Source organism: Mycobacterium aquaticum (assembly GCF_002086485.1).
GTDB lineage: Bacteria > Actinomycetota > Actinomycetes > Mycobacteriales > Mycobacteriaceae > Mycobacterium > Mycobacterium aquaticum.
Genome location: NZ_MVHF01000004.1, coordinates 244,005 through 262,296, shown reverse-complemented (window position 1 = coordinate 262,296; position 18,292 = coordinate 244,005). Strand labels below are relative to the sequence as shown.

Sequence of the window (18,292 nt, the reverse complement as noted above, 5' to 3'; positions counted from 1 at the left end):
ATGCCCGGATTGCCCGCACCCGCCGCCGCCGAGCGGGAGAGCCTGATCGAGTTCCTGCGTCACAACCAGAACGCGTTCGTGGCCGTGTGCCACGGCTTGACCGACGAGCAGGCCCGCTCCACCCCGTCAGTGAGCGCGCAGTCGATCGGCGGATTGATCAAACATGTCACCGCCGTGCAGCGCAGCTGGGCTGATCGGGTCAGGTCGGCGCCGAATTTCCCGCCGCCCGATCCGCGGCCGATGGAAGAGGTCATGGCCGAGTACGCCGACCAGCATGTGATGCGCGAGGACGACACCCTCGAAGATCTGGTTGCCGCGCTGACGACGGAGAACGCCGCCACGCTGCAGGCCTTCGCCGATGCCGACCTGAGCACACCCGTGCCGGTTCCGCAGGACGTGCCGTGGTTCCCCAAGGACATCGACCACTGGTCGCCCCGTTGGGTGGCGATGCATCTGGTGGAGGAGCTCTCCCGGCATGCCGGGCACGCCGACATCATCCGTGAAACCATCGACGGCGCAACGATGTACGAGTTGATGGCCGCTGCAGAGGAATGGCCGGAGACCGAGTGGATCAAGCGCTGGCGGCCCGCCGCCGTCTGACTCAGGGGCCCAGCACCAGGCGCAGCGCATGCTCGACCACGGCGTCGAGATCGTCGCCGAGGTGTCCTGCGAGCCACTGCTGGGCCAGCTCGGCCATCGCACCGGTGTACATGGCGGCGCCCACCTGGGCGGCCACCGGGTCGGAGCCGGGATGCCGGCGGCCACCCTCGGTCAGGACCGCTTCGCGCAGCAGATCCTGGGTGGCGGTGCGACGCGCTGCCAACACCGGGTTGGCCCTGGCATCGGTGAACAGCACGCGCCCGCGCCGCGGATCGGCGGAGCTGAAGCCCAGCACCGCGGCGATCCCGGCGCGGGTCCTGGCCCGTACCGAATCCCCGGCACCGGCCATGACGGTGTCGAGTTCGGCCGCCAGCGCCGCGGCCACCTGGTCGTACACGGCGCCGAGCAGGTCGTCGGTGTCGGCGAAGCTCTCGTAGAAATAGCGGGTGTTCAGGCCGCACTCGCGGCACACCGAACGCACCGACAGCGCGGCCTCACCGCCGTCGCCGAACAGGCCGAACGCCGCGTCGATCAGCAGCGCGCGGCGTTCGGTACGGCGGTCCGTCAGCGGTACGCCCGCCCACCGGGTCGGAGTCGACACCAGTACAGAGTAAGTCTGGTCACGGATGTAGCCAAAATGTATTGTGGTTACGACCGTGACCAAACCGAGAGGGGCGCCCAGCCGTGTTGTTCCCGACGTCCGTGCCGTTCATGCCGCACCAGTTCGTCGGGCAGTGGCTGAATCAGAAATTCGACGCCGACATCCGCCGGAACTACTTCCGCGGGATGGATTTCGAAGGACCCGCCGGCGACCCGGGTTGGTTCGGCCCGGGCAGCGCGGTGTGGCACGTGCACTCTCACATGCACGCCCTGATCTTCGGGTTGCAGTGCGCGGCCTACCTGGAACGCCTCGACCCGTCGATCTACTGGATGGGCATGCACCACTCCCGCCTGGTGCAGCGCGACGAGGACGGGCAGGCCATCCCGAAGATCGACCCCAAGGGCGCCGCCGTACGCCTGGGCCATTCGATCGCGTTCTTCATCGGCACCGCATACGGGTCCACCGAGACCGCAGAACGGCTGGCCAAGGCCGTGCGGGCCATGCACCACACCATCAAGGGCATCCGGCCCGACGGCGCCCGCTACGACGCCGACGATCCCGACTGGCTGCGCTGGAACTACGCCACGGTGGTCTGGGGCCTGGCCACCGCGCACGAGCTGTACCACCCACAGCCGTTGCGCGGCAAGAAACTCGACCGCTATTACGGTGAGTTCATCCGCGTCGGTCACGCCCTTGGCGGCACCGACCTGCCCACCACCAAGGCCGATACGCTCGACTGCCTCAAGTCCTACCTGCCCAAACTCGCGCTGACCCACGGGGCGGCCATGGCCACCGGGCCGAATGTGCCACTGCCGCAGAGCGCGATCGACTGGGCCATCCGCGACACCATGCCCAAATGGGCCATGCAGCTGATTCAGCACCAGTCCCCCAACATCTTCGAGCGCACCGCACGGCGGGGCTTGGTGTGGTCCACCATCAACGGTCTGGAGTTGGCGGCCGGGCCCATTCCGGAGTTCCGACAGGCCCAGGCCCGGGTGGCCGACGGCGTAGACCCGGCCCTGGCGCCGCATACCGAGCCGTCGTACGTACTGGGCAGCGACCCGGTCCGCAGTCGCGAGGAGGTCGAGCACAGCTTCGCCTGAGACGCCGAAATACACGCCAGCCCCTGACCGATTGGCCAGGGGCTGGCGTGTATGGGTGGGGCGGGTCAGCTGTGGTGGCCGTAGAAGGAGTGGTCCCAGTGGTGCCACGGCCAGAAGCCCCAGAAGCCCCAGTCGCGATGCTCGCGGTATTCGCGATGCTCGCCCGAATCGTGCCGGTAGTCGACCGAGTAGCTGCGCGAGTGGTCCGACGGGCCCGGATCCGCGTTGGCACCTGCGGCCAGTCCCAGTGCGGCGCCGCCCAGGATGCCTGCGGCGGCGACCGGAGCCGCAACGAAGCGGGCGAAGAAGCGTGACTTGTTCGTGGTGGTGTTCATCTGAATTCTCCTGAGTGAGTTGGTGTTTGGTTGTTTGTGACGCTGTCACGTCTACGAAACTACGGGGCCGTCCACCCGGTGTCGTGGTTGTGCGCACAACCCGCGCTACATTCGGTTTTCTGGAGATTCGCGCATTGTGCTCACCTAAGTGTTTCGCCAAATGAACTGAGCCCCTGCTCGATTCGCATCGAGCAGGGGCTCATCGGCCACAGGCCGGTCACACTCCTACTGCAGGACACTGCCTTTCGTTTCCGGCAGCGCGAACGTGCAGACCAGGCTGACAAGGACGACAACGGCCATCATGGCGCCGACAGCGGGTGTGCCCCATGTGGCCAGCAGCGGCGCCGCGGCGATCGTCGGTACCGCGCCGCCGATCAGCCCCGCGAGGTTCAGGGACAGTCCGGCACCGCTGTAGCGGTATCTGGTCCGGAAGATCTCCGGTATGAAGGCCGCCATCGGCCCGTACGAACTCGCGGCGACCGCATACGTGCCCGACATGGCGAGCGCGAACAACGCGGCATTGCCGGTGTCGATCAGCGGCAGCACGACGAACGTCCATGGGACACCGACGGCCAACGCCACCATGATGACGCGGCGACGACCGAACCTGTCGCTCAGCATGGCACTCAGTGCGTTGAACACCACCACGATCACGCCGCCGAGCAGGCCGACCTGAAGGATCAGGTCCGGTGAAAAACCAACGCGGGTATGGGCGTAACTCATCAGATAGGCATTGGCCATATAGCCCAGCGCGAAGAATCCGATCATGCTGCCCGCGGCGAGAAGCACCTCGCGCCGCTGCCTGCGCAGCAGCGCGCTCAGCGGGGTGACGGGGGCAGTGTCGCGAACCTGGCCGGTGAAGATGGGGGTTTCCGCGACGTTGAGCCGGACGTAGAGCGCGATGACCACCAGAACGGCGCTGAACAGGAACGGGATCCGCCAGCCCCATGCGACGAACGCGTGGCTGGATTCGCCGACGGTCTTGTTCACCGCGAGAAACAGCAGGCTGCTCATGACCAAACCGCTGCCCACCCCCATCTGGGTGAACATGCCGTAGCGGCCCCGCGCGGCCGGCGGCGCGTACTCGGCCGAGAGCAACGCGGCACCCGCCCATTCGCCGCCGACCGCGAATCCCTGCACGAGGCGCAGCGTCAGCAGAACCAGCGGCGCGGCCATACCGATCGTCGCAGCGCTGGGCACCGTGCCGACGGCGACCGTGGACAGGCCCATCATCAGCAGGGTGGCGATCAGCGTCGACTTGCGTCCCAGTCGGTCGCCGAAGTGCCCGAAGAACGCCGCACCCAGCGGCCGCGACAGAAACGCCGCCGCGAAGGTGGCCATCGACGCGACGGTCGCCATCGTCGTACCGAGATGCGGGAAGAACACCTTCGGGAACACCAGCGCCGCCGCCGTGCCGTAGATGTAGAAGTCGTAGTACTCGATGGCAGATCCGACGAAGCTGGCCATTGCCACGCGCTTCATCGGGGTGCCCTGGGATTCCTGCAGAATCGTGGCCATTTTCGCTCCTCAGCCGGTTGTCTGGGCTGAAGCTACGAAGCCCGGCCGCCACAAGCGCGGTTGTGCTCACAACCGGGCCTAAGCAGCGATCTTGAGGTTCTGCGCATTGTGCTCACACGGGTTCTTGTGATCCGCAGCACACCTATTTTTGGCGGTACCGGCGGTTTTGAGACACTGCCCTAATGAGCACTCCCCCCTCGAAAACAAAACCGCGCGAGGGAGCCAAGCTGGATCGGGTGCCCCTGCCGGTCGAGGCCGCACGCATCGGCGCGACGGGTTGGCAGATCACCCGCACGGGCGCGCGCGTGGTAACGAACCTTCTCGGCAAGGGCTCTCTGCAGCAGAAGATCATCAGGCAGGTCCCGCAGACGTTCTCCGATCTCGGCCCCACCTACGTCAAGTTCGGGCAGATCATCGCGTCCAGTCCCGGCGCCTTCGGCGAACCGCTGAGCCGCGAGTTCCGCAGCCTGTTGGACCGGGTGCCGCCCGCCGACACGGACGCGGTGCACAAGCTGTTCAAGGAAGAACTCGGCGACGACCCGAAGAACCTGTTCAAGTCGTTCGACGAGAAGCCGTTCGCCTCGGCCTCCATCGCCCAGGTGCACTACGCGACCCTGCACTCCGGCGAGGAGGTGGTGGTCAAGATCCAGCGGCCGGGTATCCGCCGTCGCGTCGCCGCCGATCTGCAGATCCTCAAGCGCGGCGCCCAGATCGTCGAGCTGGCCAAACTGGGCCGTCGCCTCTCGGCGCAGGATGTGGTGGCCGATTTCGCCGACAACCTCGCCGAGGAGCTCGACTTCCGTCTGGAAGCCCAGTCGATGGATGCCTGGGTGTCGCACATGCACGCCTCACCGCTCGGCGAGAACATCCGCGTCCCGCAGGTGTACTGGGACCTGACCAGCCAGCGGGTGCTGACGATGGAGCGCGTGGCCGGCATCCGCATCGACGACGTGGCCGCCATCCGCAAGGCCGGTTTCGACGGCACGGAGCTGGTGAAGGCGCTGTTGTTCAGCGTTTTCGAGGGCGGCCTCAAGCACGGCCTGTTCCACGGTGACCTGCACGCCGGCAATCTGTACGTGGATCACGACGGCAAGATCGTGTTCTTCGACTTCGGCATCATGGGCCGCATCGATCCGCGGACCCGCTGGCTGCTGCGCGAGCTCGTCTATGCCCTGCTGGTCAAGAAGGACCACGCCGCGGCGGGCAAGATCGTGGTGCTGATGGGTGCGGTGGGCACGGTCAAGCCCGAGGGTGACGCCGCCAAGGACCTCGAGGCGTTCGCCACCCCGCTGACCATGAAGTCGCTGGGCGATATGTCCTATGCGGAAATCGGCAGGCAGCTCTCTGCGCTGGCCGATGCGTATGACGTCAAGCTGCCCCGCGAGCTCGTGCTCATCGGCAAACAGTTCCTCTACGTCGAGCGGTACATGAAGCTCCTGGCGCCCAACTGGCAGATGATGAGCGATCCGCAGCTCACCGGCTACTTCGCCAATTTCATGGTCGACATCAGCCGCGAGCACAAGGACATCGACGGGGTCGACGCGTAGATGGCCGACGAGCGCTCGCGCGAGGAGCATTGATGCAAGTTCGTACCGGTTACGCGAAGTCCGGCGATCTCGACATCTACTACGAGGACATGGGTGACCCGAACGACCCCGCCGTCCTGTTGATCATGGGGCTCGGTGCGCAGTTGTTGTTGTGGCGCAACGGTTTCTGCGAGAAGCTGATCAACCAGGGGCTGCGCGTCATCCGCTACGACAATCGCGACGTGGGGCTGTCGAGCAAGTTGTCCGGTCAGCGCGTCGACACCCCGCTGCCGTTCCGCATGGCCCGCTCGTTCCTGGGGTTGCGCAGCCCGTCGGTGTACACGCTCGAGGACATTGCCGACGACGCCGCGGCCCTGCTCGACCACCTCGGCATCGACAGTGCACACGTCGTCGGCGGCTCGATGGGCGGCATGATCGCCCAAGTGTTCGCCGCGCAGTACCGGCACCGGACCAAGACCCTCGCGGTGATCTTCTCCAGCAACAACAAGGCGCTCCTGCCGCCGCCGGGGGTCAAGCAGCTGCTGTCGTTGGTCACCGGCCCGCCGCCGGGATCGACGCGAGATGCCATCATCGACAACGCCGTTCGGCTCGGCAAGCTCAACGGCAGCCCGGCCTACCCGACGCCCGACGACCAGATGCGTGCGGAGGCCGCGGAGCTCTACGACCGGTCGTACTACCCGGCAGGCATCGCGCGGCACTTCGCCGCGATCCTCGGCAGCGGCAGCCTGTTGCGCTACGACCGGCACATCACCGCTCCCACCGTGGTGATCCACGGCCTCGCGGACCGGCTGATGCGACCGTACGGGGGACGCGCCGTGGCCAAGGCGATCCCAGGCGCCCGCCTGGTGTTGATCGACGGCATGGGCCACGAGCTACCTGAACCGGTGTGGGACGAGGTCGTGGGAGAGCTCAAGACGAACTTCTCCTGCGTGAGTTAGTTCGTGAGTCCGCAACGACACTCCTTCGACTGCGCGTTTGCCGGGCCCGCGAAGCTCGGTAGCTGGTGGATGCCGGTTTAGGCTTTGCTGCAGTCTGGGGCGGACTCATCAAATCGTGATGCAGCGCAGCCCTCGGACGACTCCGAGAGGCAACACCATGGCCAAACATCCGGCCAAGCTCACGCCGAAATTCGAAGACGTACAGGCCCATTACGACCTGTCCGACGACTTCTTCGCGCTGTTCCTCGATTCCAGCAGGACCTATAGCTGCGCGTACTTCGAACGCGACGACATGTCGCTGGAGGAGGCTCAGCTGGCGAAGATCGATCTGTCCCTCGGCAAGTTGGGACTGCAGCCCGGCATGACCTTGCTCGACGTCGGATGTGGTTGGGGCGCAACGCTGATGCGTGCTATAGAGCGTTACGACGTCAACGTCGTCGGCCTCACATTGAGCCGCAATCAGCTGGCGCACGTGCAGCAGTTGTTCGACGGTTCGGACAGCACGCGCAGCAAGCGCGTGCTGCTCAGTGGCTGGGAGCAGTTCGACGAACCGGTGGACCGCATCGTGTCGATCGGCGCCTTCGAGCATTTCGGCCATGAGCGCTACGCCGACTTCTTCCGGTTCGCCTACAACGCTCTGCCACCCGACGGCGTGATGCTGCTGCACACCATCACCGGCCTGCATCCCAAGCAGGCGCAGGAGCGCGGCATCCCGTTGACGTTCGATATGGCCAGGTTCATCAGGTTCATCGTCACCGAGATCTTCCCGGGCGGGCGCCTCCCCTCGATCGAGATGGTCGAGGACCACGCCGGACAGGCGGGTTTCACCCTCACCCGCAGGCAGTCGCTGCAATCGCACTACGCGCGCACCTTGGACCTGTGGGCGGCGGCGCTGCAGGACCACCGTGACGAGGCCATCGCGATCCAGTCGGAAGAGGTCTACGACCGGTACATGCACTACCTGACCGGCTGCGCGAACGCCTTCCGGATCGGCTACATCGACGTAAACCAGTTCACCCTGAACCGCTAGGCGTGTCGTCGCGCCTTCGCTACCACGCCGCACACACCCGAATTCCCGCTGGCACCGATGACGCAGCAGACAAAGTGGTGCCCATCACATGTTTGCCAGGTCAATTCGTTGACAGCAGTCAAGGCCCACCGGGCCTGACCTGCTGTAGGCTGACTTTTCGCAAGGAAATCTATAAGCTTGGAGCAATTTCGAACATGTCAGAATTGACGCCGAAATACGAAGAACTGCAGTCGATCTACGACATTTCGAACGAATTCTACGAACTGTTCCTCGGCCCGACAATGGGCTACACGTGCGGGTACTTCGAACGCGAAGACATGACCGGCGACGAGGCGCAGATCGCCAAGTTCGACCTGGCTCTGGGCAAGCTCGGCCTGGAACCCGGCATGACGCTGCTCGACATCGGCTGCGGGTGGGGCGCCTGCATGGCGCGAGCCATCGAGAAGTACGACGTCAACGTCATCGGCCTGACCTTGTCCGGCGAGCAGCGCGAGTACGCCATCAAGAAGCTCGCCAAGGTTCCCACCGACCGCAAGGTCGAGGTGCGCCTGCAGGGCTGGGAAGAGTTCGAAGACAAGGTCGACCGCATCGTGTCGATCGGCGCGTTCGAGCACTTCGGATTCGAGCGTTACCCGGCCTTCTTCAAGATGGCCTACGACGCGCTGCCCGACGACGGCACCATGCTCCTGCACAACATCACCGGGTTCGACCTGCGTCAGGGCCAGAAGCTCGGCCTGCACATGACGTTCGAGGACGCCCGGTTCGCCCGGTTCATCATGACCGAGATCTTCCCCGGCGGCCGGCTGCCCTCGGTGGAGATGGAGAAAGAGAAGGCGACCGAAGCCGGGTTCAAGATCACCCAGCTGCAGGAGATCGGCCCGCACTACGTCCGGACGCTCAAGATCTGGGCCGACGCGCTCGAGGCCCACAAGGACGAGGCCATCGCGATCCAGGGCCAAGAGGTCTACGACCGCTACGACAAGTACCTCAACGGCTGCCAGAAGTACTTCGCCTCGGGCCACATCAGCGTCCATCAGTTCACGCTGCAGAAGTAATTTCCCGCGAGCTGTCGGATCCGGGCAGCGTCGTTCGTCGGATGGGTAGAGAGTGGAACAGCAGGTTCTCACTCGCTGACACCGGGAGACGACGATGCACTACTTCGCCCTACTGATCAATCGCGAGAACGCACTCACCCCTGAGCAGGGTGCCGCCGAGATGTCGGCGTACCTGGATTTCCACGCCAAAGCAGCGGGGTTCATCCGGGCGGGCGATGCGCTCACCCCCGCCGCAGGTGCTGTCCGCATCTCCGGCGGCCCGGACAATCCGACCATCACCGACGGCCCGTTCGCCGAGGGCGCCGAAGTCGCGGCAGGCTACTACGTATTCGAGGCCGAGAACCTCGACGAGGCCCTCGCGCTGGCCCGCGACATCCCAGCGGCCAAGTACGGCGCCGTCGAGGTGTGGCCGATGGTGCACTGGCGGGCACCCGAGCAGCCCGTGCGCAACGACTGGCTGGCCCTGCTCCTGGAACCGCCTGAGGCCGTCAACGTGCCCGGCACCGACGAATGGAACAAGCAGGCAGGTCTGCATGTCGAGCTCGCCAATACCATCGGCGACAAGACGCTTGCCGGTGCGCCGCTGCATCCGCCGTCCACCGCGACCACCGTGCGAGTGCGCGACGGAAAGGTGACGTTCACCGACGGCCCGTACGCCGAGGGCGCCGAGGTGGCCAACGGGTTCTACGTGCTGCGTGCCACTGATCGCGACGAGGCGGTCAAGCTGGCATCGATGATTCCGGCCTCGGCAATCGAGCTGCGCCAGTTGTCCGGTATCGCGGGGCTGTAGTTAGTGGCCCGGTGACCCAGCTGGACGGCGTCTTCCGGCGGGAGTGGGGTCCCGCTGTGGCCACCATCGCGCGGTGGTCCGGAGATCTCGGTGTCGCCGAGGACGCCGTCCAGGACGCCTGTGCGCAGGCGCTGCGGACCTGGCCGTCCGATGGGGTGCCTACCAACCCGGGTGCGTGGTTGACCACCGTCGCGCGCAACCGGGCCCTAGACCGCCTGCGACGTGAATCTTCGCGGGCGGGAAAGGAATTGGCCGCGGTGTATGAGACGACAGCGCGCGACGACGATCGCGAGCTGCATCCCGTTCGCGACGACGAATTGCGGATGATGTTCACGTGCGCCCACCCGGCACTCGACCGGGCTTCGCAGTTGGCGCTGACGCTTCGGTTGATCTCGGGGCTCACCGTGCCCGAGATCGCCCGGGCGCTGCTGCAATCCGAGGCAGCGGTAGGTCAACGGCTCACTCGCGCGAAACACAAGATCCGCCAGGCCAATATCCCGTTGCGGGTGCCACCGCCCGACCTGCTGCCCGAACGCACACCGCACGTGATGGCTTGCGTCTATTCGGTGTTCACCGAAGGCTACTGGTCCAGTGGTGGCCCGTCGGCCATACGGGACGAGCTGTGCGACGAGGGTGTGCGGCTGGCCGGTGAACTGTGCACGCTGATGCCCGGCGACCGCGACGCGCACGCATTGGCAGCGCTTGTGCTGCTGCATGATTCGCGTCGACGGACCCGCGTGGACGACGACGGTGCGCTGGTGCCGCTCGACGAACAGGACCGAACCCGGTGGGACCGTGGGCGCATCGCCCGCGGCCTGGACCAGCTGCGGCTCGCCGAAGGAGCATCGGGGCCCTATCTGCCGCAGGCGGTGATCGCAGCACTGCACGCCACCGCACCGAGCTGGCAGCTCACCGATTGGTCCGTCATCTGCCAGGCCTACGACCGGCTGCTCGAGCTCGGAGAGTCTCCCGTGGTGCGCGCCAATCGCGCTGTGGCCGTTGCGTTTCGCGACGGGTTCGACGCCGGGCTGGCGGCGCTGGACGAGGTGGCCGACGATCCACGTCTGGCACGCTCCAACATCGTCGCCCCGATCCGGGCGGATCTGCTGCGCCGCGCGGGGCGTAACCGAGAAGCATTGCACTGGTACGGGATCGCGCTGGAAAGCGACAACGTCTCCGCGCCGGCCGCGGCATTCCTGCGTCGCCGCATCGCTGAACTCACCCCAGAAACGCCGAATGGCCAGTTATGACACGCGATTCAAAGAATCTTGTGCCGTAACTGGCCACTCGGGCTAAAAACTAAGCCTCGGTGAAGTTCCGGGTCACCGCCGGGTCAACCGGGATGCCCGGGCCCGTGGTGGTGGAGACGGTCACCTTCTTGAGGTAACGACCCTTCGACGACGACGGCTTGGCACGCAGCACCTCGTCGAGCGCGGCGCCGTAGTTCTCGGCCAGCTTGGCCTCGTCGAAGGACGCCTTGCCGATGATGAAGTGCAGGTTGGCCTGCTTGTCGACACGGAAGTTGATCTTGCCGCCCTTGATGTCCTGAACGGCCTTGGCGACGTCCGGGGTGACGGTGCCGGTCTTGGGGTTCGGCATCAGCCCGCGCGGGCCCAGCACGCGAGCGATCCGACCGACCTTGGCCATCTGATCCGGAGTGGCGATCGCGGCGTCGAAGTCCAGGAAACCGCCCTGGATCTTCTCGATCAGGTCGTCGCTGCCGACCACGTCAGCGCCGGCGGCGGTAGCCTGCTCGGCCTTCTCCCCCACGGCGAACACCGCGACGCGCGCGGTCTTACCGGTGCCGTGCGGCAGGTTGACGGTGCCGCGGACCATCTGGTCCGCCTTGCGGGGGTCGACGCCCAGGCGGATGGCCACCTCGACGGTGGCGTCCTGCTTCTTGGACGACGTCTCCTTGGCCAGCTTCGCGGCCTCGAGCGGCGTGTAGAGCTTGTCCCTGTCGACCTTCTCGGCCGCTTCGCGATATGCCTTGCTGTTCTTGCTCATTGAAAATCCAATCGTGTCTGTTGGAGTCGTGGTTCCCGAGCCGATGCCAGCTCTCCCACGCCTTCCGGAGTCTTACTCGACGGTGATACCCATGGAGCGGGCGGTGCCTGCGATGATCTTCGCCGCGGCGTCGATGTCGTTGGCATTGAGATCGGCCTTCTTGGTCTCGGCGATCTCGCGCACCTGGTCCCAGCTCACCTTGGCGACCTTGGTCTTGTGCGGCTCACCCGAACCCTTGGGCACACCGGCAGCCTTGAGCAGCAGCCGAGCGGCGGGCGGGGTCTTGAGGGCGAACGTGAAGCTGCGGTCCTCGTAGACGGTGATCTCCACGGGGATGACGTTCCCGCGCTGCGACTCGGTCGCGGCGTTGTACGCCTTGCAGAACTCCATGATGTTGACACCGTGCTGACCAAGCGCAGGGCCAACCGGCGGGGCAGGGTTGGCCTGCCCGGCCTGGATCTGCAGCTTGATGAGCCCGGCGACCTTCTTCTTCGGGGCCATGCTGTGGTGTTCCTTACTCGCTTATCCGAGGGCGCGTGCCGCGCCCGCTGTTCTAGCCGTTACCGGCTAAATCTTGGCGACCTGGGTGAAGGTCAGTTCGACAGGTGTTTCGCGGCCGAAGATGGACACCAGCACCTTGAGCTTCTGCTGTTCGGCGTTGACCTCGCTGATGGAGGCAGGCAGCGTCGCGAACGGACCGTCCATGACGGTGACGGACTCGCCGACCTCGAAGTCGACCAGGATCTCCGGACGTTCCAGGGTGGCCTCGGTGGACGCGGCGGCGGCAGCGGCGGGCGCCTTGCCTGCAGCGGCCTTCTTGGCGGCGCCCTGCGGCAGCAGGAACTTCACCACATCGTCGAGTGCCAACGGAGACGGCCGCGAGGTCGCACCGACGAAGCCCGTCACGCCGGGGGTGTTGCGCACCGCGCCCCACGACTCGTCGTTGAGCTCCATGCGCACCAGGATGTAGCCCGGCAGCACCTTGCGGTTGACCTGCTTGCGCTGGCCGTTCTTGATCTCGGTGACCTCTTCGGTGGGCACTTCCACCTGGAAGATGTAGTCGCCGACGTCGAGGTTCTGCACGCGGGTCTCGAGGTTGGCCTTCACCTTGTTCTCGTAACCGGCGTAAGAGTGGATCACGTACCAGTCGCCGGGCCGCAGACGCAGGTCCTTCTTGAGCGCGACGGCCGGGTCTTCGTCTTCGTCGGCCGCAGGAGCTTCCTCGGCGGCGGGAGCGCCCTCGTCGGCCGCAGCCTCCTCGGCTTCCTCAGCGTCGCCGTCGGCGGCGTCCTCGCCACCGGTGGTCTCTTCGACTGTTTCGTCGACGGTCTCCGCCACAACGGCATCTCCACCGTCTTCGACACTGACGGTCTCGTCGGCGAGTGTCTGCTCATCGCCGTCGAACGTGGTCACGTTGTCAGTCCTCTCTCAAAATCTCGGGTCAGGTGCCGAAAACCAACGACACCAGCCGTGCCAGGCCCAGGTCCACACCTGAAATCAGCGCGACCATGAACATCAGGAAGACCAGCACGACCGAGGTGTAGCTGACCATCTGCTTGCGGTTGGGCCAGATCACCTTCCGAAGTTCGGCAACAACCTGCTTGAGGTAGTTGATGACGAACATGATCGGATTGCTCGACGAACCGCCGGCAGCCTTCTTGGTCTTTTTGGTCTTACCGGCGCCGTTCTTGGCGGCATCCTTCGACTCGGCGGTGTCCTCACCGCTGTCGGTCTCGTCGCCCTCAGCGTCGCTGGGCACTCCACGGCGGGACCGCTTACCGGTCGGGCGCAGCGGCCTGGTCACAACCGCGGTCTGACCGTGGTTGTCGCCGGAGCCATGGGCGTCGGTCCCAGTGTCGTCTGCGGAGCCGGCACCTTCGCGCTCGTCGCTCACCGCATGCCTTTCATCCTGGTTGTGTGGTCACCTTCCAGTGTCCACACCTTGTCGAGTATTCAGTTGAGCAGGGGCGACAGGACTTGAACCTGCAACCTGCGGTTTTGGAGACCGCTGCTCTGCCAGTTGAGCTACGCCCCTTCAGCGATGGCCAGGTTTTACCCCGTCATCACATCCTTCGTCCGGGGCTCACACGATTCGCGCGCTCCCCGTACGCTCGATCAAGCCGACGGACAGCGCGCTGAAATGGGAAAAACCCCGAGAGCCGAGTGTACCCCGGCGTGGGTATCAAGCACTAATCGCGTCGGCCACCCGACTATTCCCCGGCCGCCTTGCGGATGACCTGGCCGGATTCCGGATCCCACTTGACCTGGATCGAGTGGTCGCCTTCGTGGCCCATCATCGTGGTGATGGCCTCCAGCACGATCTCACCGTCGTCGTCGGTGCAGACGTTGTGGGTGACGACGATGTCCGCGCCGAACCGCTCGTCGACCGACGTGATCTCCATGACGGCGTGCAGCTGGTCGCCGGCCTTGAGCGGCCTGCGGTAGACGAACTTCTGGTCCACCTGGACGATCTGCATGGTCTGCATGCCGACGTCGACGTGCTTGAAGAAGTGCTGCTGAACCAGAAGCGCCAGGGTCGAGGCGAAGGTCAGCGGCGCGACCAGCGCGTCGTGGCCCAGTTCGGCCGCGGCCGCCTCGTCGTGACTCGCCGGATCGAAGGCCTTCACCGCCTTGGCATACTGGCGGATCTGCTCCCGGCCGATCAGGAACGGGTCCGGATATTTCCAGACCATGCCGCGGATATCGGTCTTGAGAGCCATGCCCTCAACCTCCCTAAGCCAGTTGTGCGGTGGCGACAGCGCGCCCGAAGATCTTCTTCCCGCCGGTGGTGGCCGAGATGGCGATGGTGACCAGTTTGTCCTCGGGGTCGACGGACTTGATCCGGCCGTTGAAGACGATCTCCGCGCCGACGCCGTCGTTGGGTACCGGCACCACTGCGGTGAACCGGACGTTGTATTCCTTCACCGCTGCGGGATCCCCGACCCAGGAGGTGACGTAGCCGCCGCCCAGGCCCATGGTGAGCATGCCGTGCGCGATGGCGGTGTCGAGGCCGACCTGCTTGGCGATCTCGTCGTCCCAGTGGATCGGGTTCAGGTCGCCGGAAACACCCGCGTAGTTGACCAGGTCACTACGGGTCAGCGGGATGATCCGCTCCGGAAGCGTGTCCCCCACCTTGACCGAACTGAACTCACGCAGCGCCATCAGTAAAGCCCTCTCCATCTTCGCCCGTGCGGCCCGCAAGGGCCGTAAAGGTCTCCTGCACAACGTCACCGGCGTCATCGGTGATGATGGTCTTGAACACGATGAGATCGGTGCCGTGCGCCTGTCGAACCGAGTCGACGTAGACGTCAGCGAAGAGCTTGTCGCCCGCGAAAATCGGCTTGACGAACTTCAGTGCCTGGTCGACCTGGACGATCTGGGCGTCTTCGACACCGATGTTGGCGTTGTTCAAGAACGCCAACTGCGCCTGGTAGCCGAAGATGCAGATGAAGGTCAGCGCCGCCGGCAGCTTGGTGTGCCCGAGTTCAGCCGCGGCCTTCTCGTCGTGAAAGTACGCGTCGTCGTTCTTGACGGCGAGCGCGTGCTCCCGGATTTTCTCGCGACCGACCTCGTAGTGCTCGGGATAGCGAAAGTGCTTCCCGACGAGCTTCGACGATAGAGCCACGAGCGTTGGGCTACCGCGACTCTTTGTGCGGCTGGTGGTGTCCGCAGTTCGGGCAGAACTTCTTGATTTCCAGCCGGTCGGGGTCGTTGCGGCGGTTCTTCTTGGTGATGTAGTTGCGGTGCTTGCACACCTCGCAGGCCAAAGTGATCTTCGGCCGAACGTCCGTACTCGACGCCACGTCAGCTGCCCTCTTTCACGTCTTACTTGTCCCTGTAGCGGTGGGGGGGCTCGATCCCCCGACCTCACGATTATGAGTCGTGCGCTCTAACCAGCTGAGCTACACCGCCCCGATAGGCACGGGCATCGCTCCGCGACCACCGAGCCCCCTAACGGAATCGAACCGTTGACCTTTTCCTTACCATGGAAACGCTCTGCCGACTGAGCTAAGGGGGCCTATCTACTTCGGCCCGCGGCTGTAAGCCGTGGGCCTTAAAGAGGGTACAGCCTCCCCGGCAGCCGCACCAAACCGCTGGTCAACACGGCTGCCGGGAGGCATTTTCGGCGCTGAGGGGTCAGTCGAGCAGCCAATCGTTGGGCGCGAACAGCTCGCAGTGCACCCGCTGCAGGTCGATCCCGCGCTCGCCCAGCTGGGTCCGCACCGCCGCGACGAAGCCCGCCCCACCGCACAGGTAGATCTCGGCGCCGACCGGCAGCTCGATACCCGCCAGGTTCAGCAGGCCCGGGTGTACGCCCGGGGTGCCCGCGGTGATGCCGTCCTCGTACCAGACGTCGAGGCTGGAGTTCGGCAGCGCCTCGACCAGCTCGTGCTGGCGTTCCCGCAGCGGATGGCTGGTGTCGCTGCGGTCGGCGTGCAGCACCCGCACCTGGGTGTCGGGCCGCTCGGCGGCGAGGTGCTCCAGGATGCCGATCATCGGGGTGATGCCGATGCCTGCCGAGATCAGCATGAGCACCTTGTCCTCCGCGGCGGACTCGTGCAAGTCGCCGAACGGCACGGTGACGTCGAGCAGGTCGCCGACACACAGGTTGGCGCGAATCCAGTTCGACACCTCACCGGCGGGCTGGGTCGCGCTCGCGTCGACCGGCTTGACGGCGAAGGTCAGGTCGGTGGTTCCGGCATCGTTGACGAGGCTGTACTGACGCAGCTGGCGTGCCCCGTCGGGCAGCGTCACGCCCACCGAAACATATTGGCCCGGAAGGAAGTTCACGGGCGAATCGGAGCCGACGGTGACGAGCACGGCACCCGACGGGTCGTCGACGCGCGCCACCACCCGCAGCCGGCGGAACACGTCACCGGGCTCGACGCCCGCGCCGGAGTAGAGCCCGTTCTCCAGCTCGATGAGCGTGTCGGCCATGATCCAGTAGACGCGGTCCCACGCTTCGGCCACCTCGGCCGTCACCGTCTCGGCGCCGAGCACCTCGACGATTGCCGCGAACAGGTTCTCCTGGACAACGGGATACAACTCGGCGGTCACCCCCAACGAGGCGTGCTTGTGCCCGATCCGCGACAGCAGCTCGACCGGATGGGGCAGCGCCGGATCGACCAGATGGGTGGCGAAGGTCGCGATCGACGCGGCCAGCGCGCGCTGCTGCGATCCCTGCGCCTGGTTGCCGCGGTTGAACAGGTTGCGCAACAACGCCGGGTGGTTGCCGAACAGCCGGCGGTAGAACTCCTTGGTGATCTCGTCGATGTTCGCACCGATCAACGGCAGCGTCGCCTTGACGATCTCGGCGTGGTGCGGTTCGAGCTCGACCCTTACGGCTGAGGGCTCGGGCGTGGTGACGGTCATCATTGGGTCCTTTCTCCGGTGAGTTGTAAAACGATCGGGAGGCCGGCCGAGAAGCCGATGCCTCCTGACAGATCAGTGACGGTGTAGCGGTCGAGTTCGCGGTAGAAGGCCGCTTTGGCGTCGGCCAACGCGCGGCGTAGCCGGCATGCGGCGATCAACGGGCAGGGATTGTCGCCGCCGCATTCGATGACCTCGCGGTCGCCTTCGAGTTCCCGCACCAGCGCGCCGATCGACGCGGTCCGGCCGGCCTCGGTCAGCACCAGCCCCCCGACCCGGCCGCGCCGGGCGTGCACCATGCCGAGCTCCGCGAGCCTCGACACGGCCTTGGCGACGTGGTGTTCGGACGCGTTGGCACTCACCGCGATGGTGCGTGTGGTGACCCGGCGGCCTGCCGACTCGGCCGAGGCCAGCAGCATCAGCGTGCGCAGGCCCAGGTCGGTGAACCGGGTGAGTTGCATGGCTTCACGCTATAAATTCCGCATTTCCGATGCGACTTTTTGCGCTGTGCTGTTAAACACCGCGTGAAGTGCGGTTTTTTGACCTGCAATGATGGGCAGATGCCTCAGGATCGCCTCTACTTCAAGCAGCTCTTGTCCGGTCGCGACTTCGCCGCCGACGACATGATCGCCCAGCAGATGCGCAACTTCGCCTACCTGATCGGCGATCGCGAGACGGGTGAGGCACTGGTGGTGGACCCGGCCTACGCGGCGGGTGATCTGGTCGATGCGCTGGAAGCCGACGGCATGCGCTTGGCGGGCGTGCTGGTCACCCACCATCACCCCGACCACGTCGGCGGGTCGATGATGGGCTTCGAGCTCAAGGGCCTGGCCGAGCTACTGGACCGCACCGAGGTCCCCGTGCACGTCAATACCCATGAGGCCGAATGGGTTTCGCGTGTCACCGGGATCCCGCTGAGCAGCCTGACCCGTCATCAGCACGGCGACAAGGTCGGCGTCGGCGCCGTCGACATCGAGTTGCTGCACACGCCCGGCCACACGCCCGGCAGTCAGTGCTTCCTGCTCGACGGGCGTCTGGTGGCAGGCGACACGCTCTTCCTCGAGGGCTGTGGCCGCACCGACTTTCCTGGCGGCAACGTCGACGACATGTTCCGCAGCCTGCAATCGCTGGCCCAGCTGCCCGGCGACCCGACGGTGTTCCCCGGCCACTGGTACTCGGCCGAGCCCAGCGCACCACTGGCGGAGGTCAAGCGCAGCAACTACGTGTACCGCGCTTCCGACCTGCAGCAGTGGCGCTCGCTGATGGGCGGCTGACAGCCACGTTCCAGGCTCGCCGACCACCGATCTGACCGGCTTCTCCACCGGCCGCGACGGAACCTTCCTGCATGTCGCGGTGTTGCGGGCGACTTCGTCGCCAATACCGTTGCATTCGCAAGGA

Annotated in this window: 22 protein-coding genes and 3 tRNA genes; 9 read left to right on the top strand and 16 right to left on the bottom strand. The window is 65.6% G+C overall.

Annotated features, from left to right (window positions below):
* Window positions 1-600 carry a DinB family protein gene (locus tag BST13_RS06675; RefSeq protein ID WP_083161873.1) on the top strand — a complete coding sequence of 200 codons (600 nt, stop codon included), beginning with the start codon at window positions 1-3 and terminating at the stop codon, window positions 598-600.
* A 1-nt stretch (window position 601) separates the two neighbouring features.
* Here the strand turns inward: BST13_RS06675 and BST13_RS06670 are convergent, their stop codons facing one another.
* Window positions 602-1,201, bottom strand: coding sequence for a TetR/AcrR family transcriptional regulator (locus tag BST13_RS06670; RefSeq protein WP_083161871.1), 600 nt, complete (start codon window positions 1,199-1,201; stop codon window positions 602-604).
* Window positions 1,202-1,311: 110 nt separating this feature from the next.
* Here BST13_RS06670 and BST13_RS06665 point away from each other — a divergent pair, with 110 nt between their 5' ends.
* Window positions 1,312-2,304, top strand: coding sequence for an oxygenase MpaB family protein (locus tag BST13_RS06665; protein ID WP_083161991.1), 993 nt, complete (start codon window positions 1,312-1,314; stop codon window positions 2,302-2,304).
* Window positions 2,305-2,369: 65 nt separating this feature from the next.
* On the opposite strand, the gene BST13_RS06660 is transcribed toward BST13_RS06665, so the two are convergent.
* Window positions 2,370-2,639: a hypothetical protein gene (locus BST13_RS06660; protein ID WP_083161869.1), complete on the bottom strand. Its 270-nt coding sequence runs from the start codon at window positions 2,637-2,639 to the stop codon at window positions 2,370-2,372.
* A gap of 225 nt (window positions 2,640-2,864) precedes the next feature.
* Window positions 2,865-4,121, bottom strand: coding sequence for an MFS transporter (locus BST13_RS06655; protein ID WP_245839410.1), 1,257 nt, complete (start codon window positions 4,119-4,121; stop codon window positions 2,865-2,867).
* Window positions 4,122-4,339: 218 nt separating this feature from the next.
* Here BST13_RS06655 and BST13_RS06650 point away from each other — a divergent pair, with 218 nt between their 5' ends.
* The 6 genes from BST13_RS06650 to BST13_RS06625 all read left to right on the top strand — a co-directional run bounded on the left by BST13_RS06650 (window position 4,340) and on the right by BST13_RS06625 (window position 10,767).
* Window positions 4,340-5,704, top strand: coding sequence for an ABC1 kinase family protein (locus BST13_RS06650; protein ID WP_083161865.1), 1,365 nt, complete (start codon window positions 4,340-4,342; stop codon window positions 5,702-5,704).
* Window positions 5,705-5,736: 32 nt separating this feature from the next.
* Window positions 5,737-6,642 (top strand): alpha/beta fold hydrolase, encoded by a 906-nt coding sequence (locus BST13_RS06645; protein ID WP_083161863.1) that lies wholly within the window; start codon window positions 5,737-5,739, stop codon window positions 6,640-6,642.
* Window positions 6,643-6,799: 157 nt separating this feature from the next.
* Window positions 6,800-7,672, top strand: coding sequence for a cyclopropane mycolic acid synthase family methyltransferase (locus BST13_RS06640; RefSeq protein WP_083161861.1), 873 nt, complete (start codon window positions 6,800-6,802; stop codon window positions 7,670-7,672).
* A 194-nt stretch (window positions 7,673-7,866) separates the two neighbouring features.
* The gene (locus BST13_RS06635; protein ID WP_083161859.1) at window positions 7,867-8,727 is read left to right on the top strand and encodes a cyclopropane mycolic acid synthase family methyltransferase; all 861 of its coding nucleotides are present in this window, start codon (window positions 7,867-7,869) and stop codon (window positions 8,725-8,727) included.
* A 94-nt stretch (window positions 8,728-8,821) separates the two neighbouring features.
* Complete coding sequence (locus BST13_RS06630; protein WP_083161857.1) at window positions 8,822-9,517, top strand: YciI family protein; 696 nt, start codon at window positions 8,822-8,824, stop codon at window positions 9,515-9,517.
* An 11-nt stretch (window positions 9,518-9,528) separates the two neighbouring features.
* Window positions 9,529-10,767 carry an RNA polymerase sigma factor gene (locus BST13_RS06625; protein WP_083161855.1) on the top strand — a complete coding sequence of 413 codons (1,239 nt, stop codon included), beginning with the start codon at window positions 9,529-9,531 and terminating at the stop codon, window positions 10,765-10,767.
* A gap of 49 nt (window positions 10,768-10,816) precedes the next feature.
* Here the strand turns inward: BST13_RS06625 and rplA are convergent, their stop codons facing one another.
* From rplA to BST13_RS06560, 13 genes are all read right to left on the bottom strand, one after another.
* Window positions 10,817-11,524: a 50S ribosomal protein L1 gene (gene rplA / locus BST13_RS06620; protein WP_083161853.1), complete on the bottom strand. Its 708-nt coding sequence runs from the start codon at window positions 11,522-11,524 to the stop codon at window positions 10,817-10,819.
* Between the two features lie 72 nt (window positions 11,525-11,596).
* Window positions 11,597-12,025, bottom strand: a complete 429-nt coding sequence (gene rplK, locus BST13_RS06615; RefSeq protein WP_018598681.1) for a 50S ribosomal protein L11 — start codon at window positions 12,023-12,025, stop codon at window positions 11,597-11,599.
* A 66-nt stretch (window positions 12,026-12,091) separates the two neighbouring features.
* Window positions 12,092-12,862: a transcription termination/antitermination protein NusG gene (gene nusG, locus BST13_RS06610; protein ID WP_425436988.1), complete on the bottom strand. Its 771-nt coding sequence runs from the start codon at window positions 12,860-12,862 to the stop codon at window positions 12,092-12,094.
* A 103-nt stretch (window positions 12,863-12,965) separates the two neighbouring features.
* On the bottom strand, window positions 12,966-13,418 hold the full coding sequence (gene secE, locus BST13_RS06605) for a preprotein translocase subunit SecE (protein WP_083161849.1): 453 nt from the start codon (window positions 13,416-13,418) through the stop codon (window positions 12,966-12,968).
* Between the two features lie 68 nt (window positions 13,419-13,486).
* Window positions 13,487-13,559: transfer RNA gene (locus BST13_RS06600), tRNA-Trp, on the bottom strand.
* A gap of 175 nt (window positions 13,560-13,734) precedes the next feature.
* Complete coding sequence (gene hadC, locus BST13_RS06595; protein WP_083161847.1) at window positions 13,735-14,244, bottom strand: (3R)-hydroxyacyl-ACP dehydratase subunit HadC; 510 nt, start codon at window positions 14,242-14,244, stop codon at window positions 13,735-13,737.
* Window positions 14,245-14,257: 13 nt separating this feature from the next.
* Window positions 14,258-14,686 carry a (3R)-hydroxyacyl-ACP dehydratase subunit HadB gene (gene hadB, locus BST13_RS06590; protein WP_083161845.1) on the bottom strand — a complete coding sequence of 143 codons (429 nt, stop codon included), beginning with the start codon at window positions 14,684-14,686 and terminating at the stop codon, window positions 14,258-14,260.
* Window positions 14,673-15,149 (bottom strand): (3R)-hydroxyacyl-ACP dehydratase subunit HadA, encoded by a 477-nt coding sequence (gene hadA, locus BST13_RS06585; RefSeq protein WP_083161843.1) that lies wholly within the window; start codon window positions 15,147-15,149, stop codon window positions 14,673-14,675. The genes hadB and hadA overlap by 14 nt, the downstream gene beginning before the upstream one ends.
* Before the next feature lie 10 nt (window positions 15,150-15,159).
* Window positions 15,160-15,327: a 50S ribosomal protein L33 gene (rpmG, locus tag BST13_RS06580; RefSeq protein ID WP_023985310.1), complete on the bottom strand. Its 168-nt coding sequence runs from the start codon at window positions 15,325-15,327 to the stop codon at window positions 15,160-15,162.
* 35 nt (window positions 15,328-15,362) lie between these two features.
* Window positions 15,363-15,436 (bottom strand) — tRNA-Met (locus BST13_RS06575).
* A 33-nt stretch (window positions 15,437-15,469) separates the two neighbouring features.
* Window positions 15,470-15,542: transfer RNA gene (locus tag BST13_RS06570), tRNA-Thr, on the bottom strand.
* A 119-nt stretch (window positions 15,543-15,661) separates the two neighbouring features.
* On the bottom strand, window positions 15,662-16,897 hold the full coding sequence (locus BST13_RS06565; protein WP_083161841.1) for a globin domain-containing protein: 1,236 nt from the start codon (window positions 16,895-16,897) through the stop codon (window positions 15,662-15,664).
* Window positions 16,897-17,355, bottom strand: a complete 459-nt coding sequence (locus tag BST13_RS06560) for an RrF2 family transcriptional regulator (protein WP_083161839.1) — start codon at window positions 17,353-17,355, stop codon at window positions 16,897-16,899. The genes BST13_RS06565 and BST13_RS06560 overlap by 1 nt, the downstream gene beginning before the upstream one ends.
* Before the next feature lie 99 nt (window positions 17,356-17,454).
* Here BST13_RS06560 and BST13_RS06555 point away from each other — a divergent pair, with 99 nt between their 5' ends.
* Window positions 17,455-18,168: an MBL fold metallo-hydrolase gene (locus BST13_RS06555; RefSeq protein WP_083161837.1), complete on the top strand. Its 714-nt coding sequence runs from the start codon at window positions 17,455-17,457 to the stop codon at window positions 18,166-18,168.
* Window positions 18,169-18,292 lie beyond the last annotated feature (124 nt).

Coding starts and splice junctions, on each gene's coding strand:
- BST13_RS06665 (WP_083161991.1), top strand. CDS start 1,312: ATGCCGCACCAGTTCGTCGGGCAGTGGCTGAATCAGAAATTCGACGCC.
- rplA (WP_083161853.1), bottom strand. CDS start 11,524: ATGAGCAAGAACAGCAAGGCATATCGCGAAGCGGCCGAGAAGGTCGAC.
- BST13_RS06675 (WP_083161873.1), top strand. CDS start 1: ATGCCCGGATTGCCCGCACCCGCCGCCGCCGAGCGGGAGAGCCTGATC.
- BST13_RS06635 (WP_083161859.1), top strand. CDS start 7,867: ATGTCAGAATTGACGCCGAAATACGAAGAACTGCAGTCGATCTACGAC.
- rplK (WP_018598681.1), bottom strand. CDS start 12,025: ATGGCCCCGAAGAAGAAGGTCGCCGGGCTCATCAAGCTGCAGATCCAG.
- hadC (WP_083161847.1), bottom strand. CDS start 14,244: ATGGCTCTCAAGACCGATATCCGCGGCATGGTCTGGAAATATCCGGAC.
- BST13_RS06630 (WP_083161857.1), top strand. CDS start 8,822: ATGCACTACTTCGCCCTACTGATCAATCGCGAGAACGCACTCACCCCT.
- BST13_RS06565 (WP_083161841.1), bottom strand. CDS start 16,897: ATGACCGTCACCACGCCCGAGCCCTCAGCCGTAAGGGTCGAGCTCGAA.
- BST13_RS06660 (WP_083161869.1), bottom strand. CDS start 2,639: ATGAACACCACCACGAACAAGTCACGCTTCTTCGCCCGCTTCGTTGCG.
- BST13_RS06555 (WP_083161837.1), top strand. CDS start 17,455: ATGCCTCAGGATCGCCTCTACTTCAAGCAGCTCTTGTCCGGTCGCGAC.
- BST13_RS06655 (WP_245839410.1), bottom strand. CDS start 4,121: ATGAAGCGCGTGGCAATGGCCAGCTTCGTCGGATCTGCCATCGAGTAC.
- BST13_RS06560 (WP_083161839.1), bottom strand. CDS start 17,355: ATGCAACTCACCCGGTTCACCGACCTGGGCCTGCGCACGCTGATGCTG.
- hadB (WP_083161845.1), bottom strand. CDS start 14,686: ATGGCGCTGCGTGAGTTCAGTTCGGTCAAGGTGGGGGACACGCTTCCG.
- BST13_RS06640 (WP_083161861.1), top strand. CDS start 6,800: ATGGCCAAACATCCGGCCAAGCTCACGCCGAAATTCGAAGACGTACAG.
- BST13_RS06645 (WP_083161863.1), top strand. CDS start 5,737: ATGCAAGTTCGTACCGGTTACGCGAAGTCCGGCGATCTCGACATCTAC.
- BST13_RS06650 (WP_083161865.1), top strand. CDS start 4,340: ATGAGCACTCCCCCCTCGAAAACAAAACCGCGCGAGGGAGCCAAGCTG.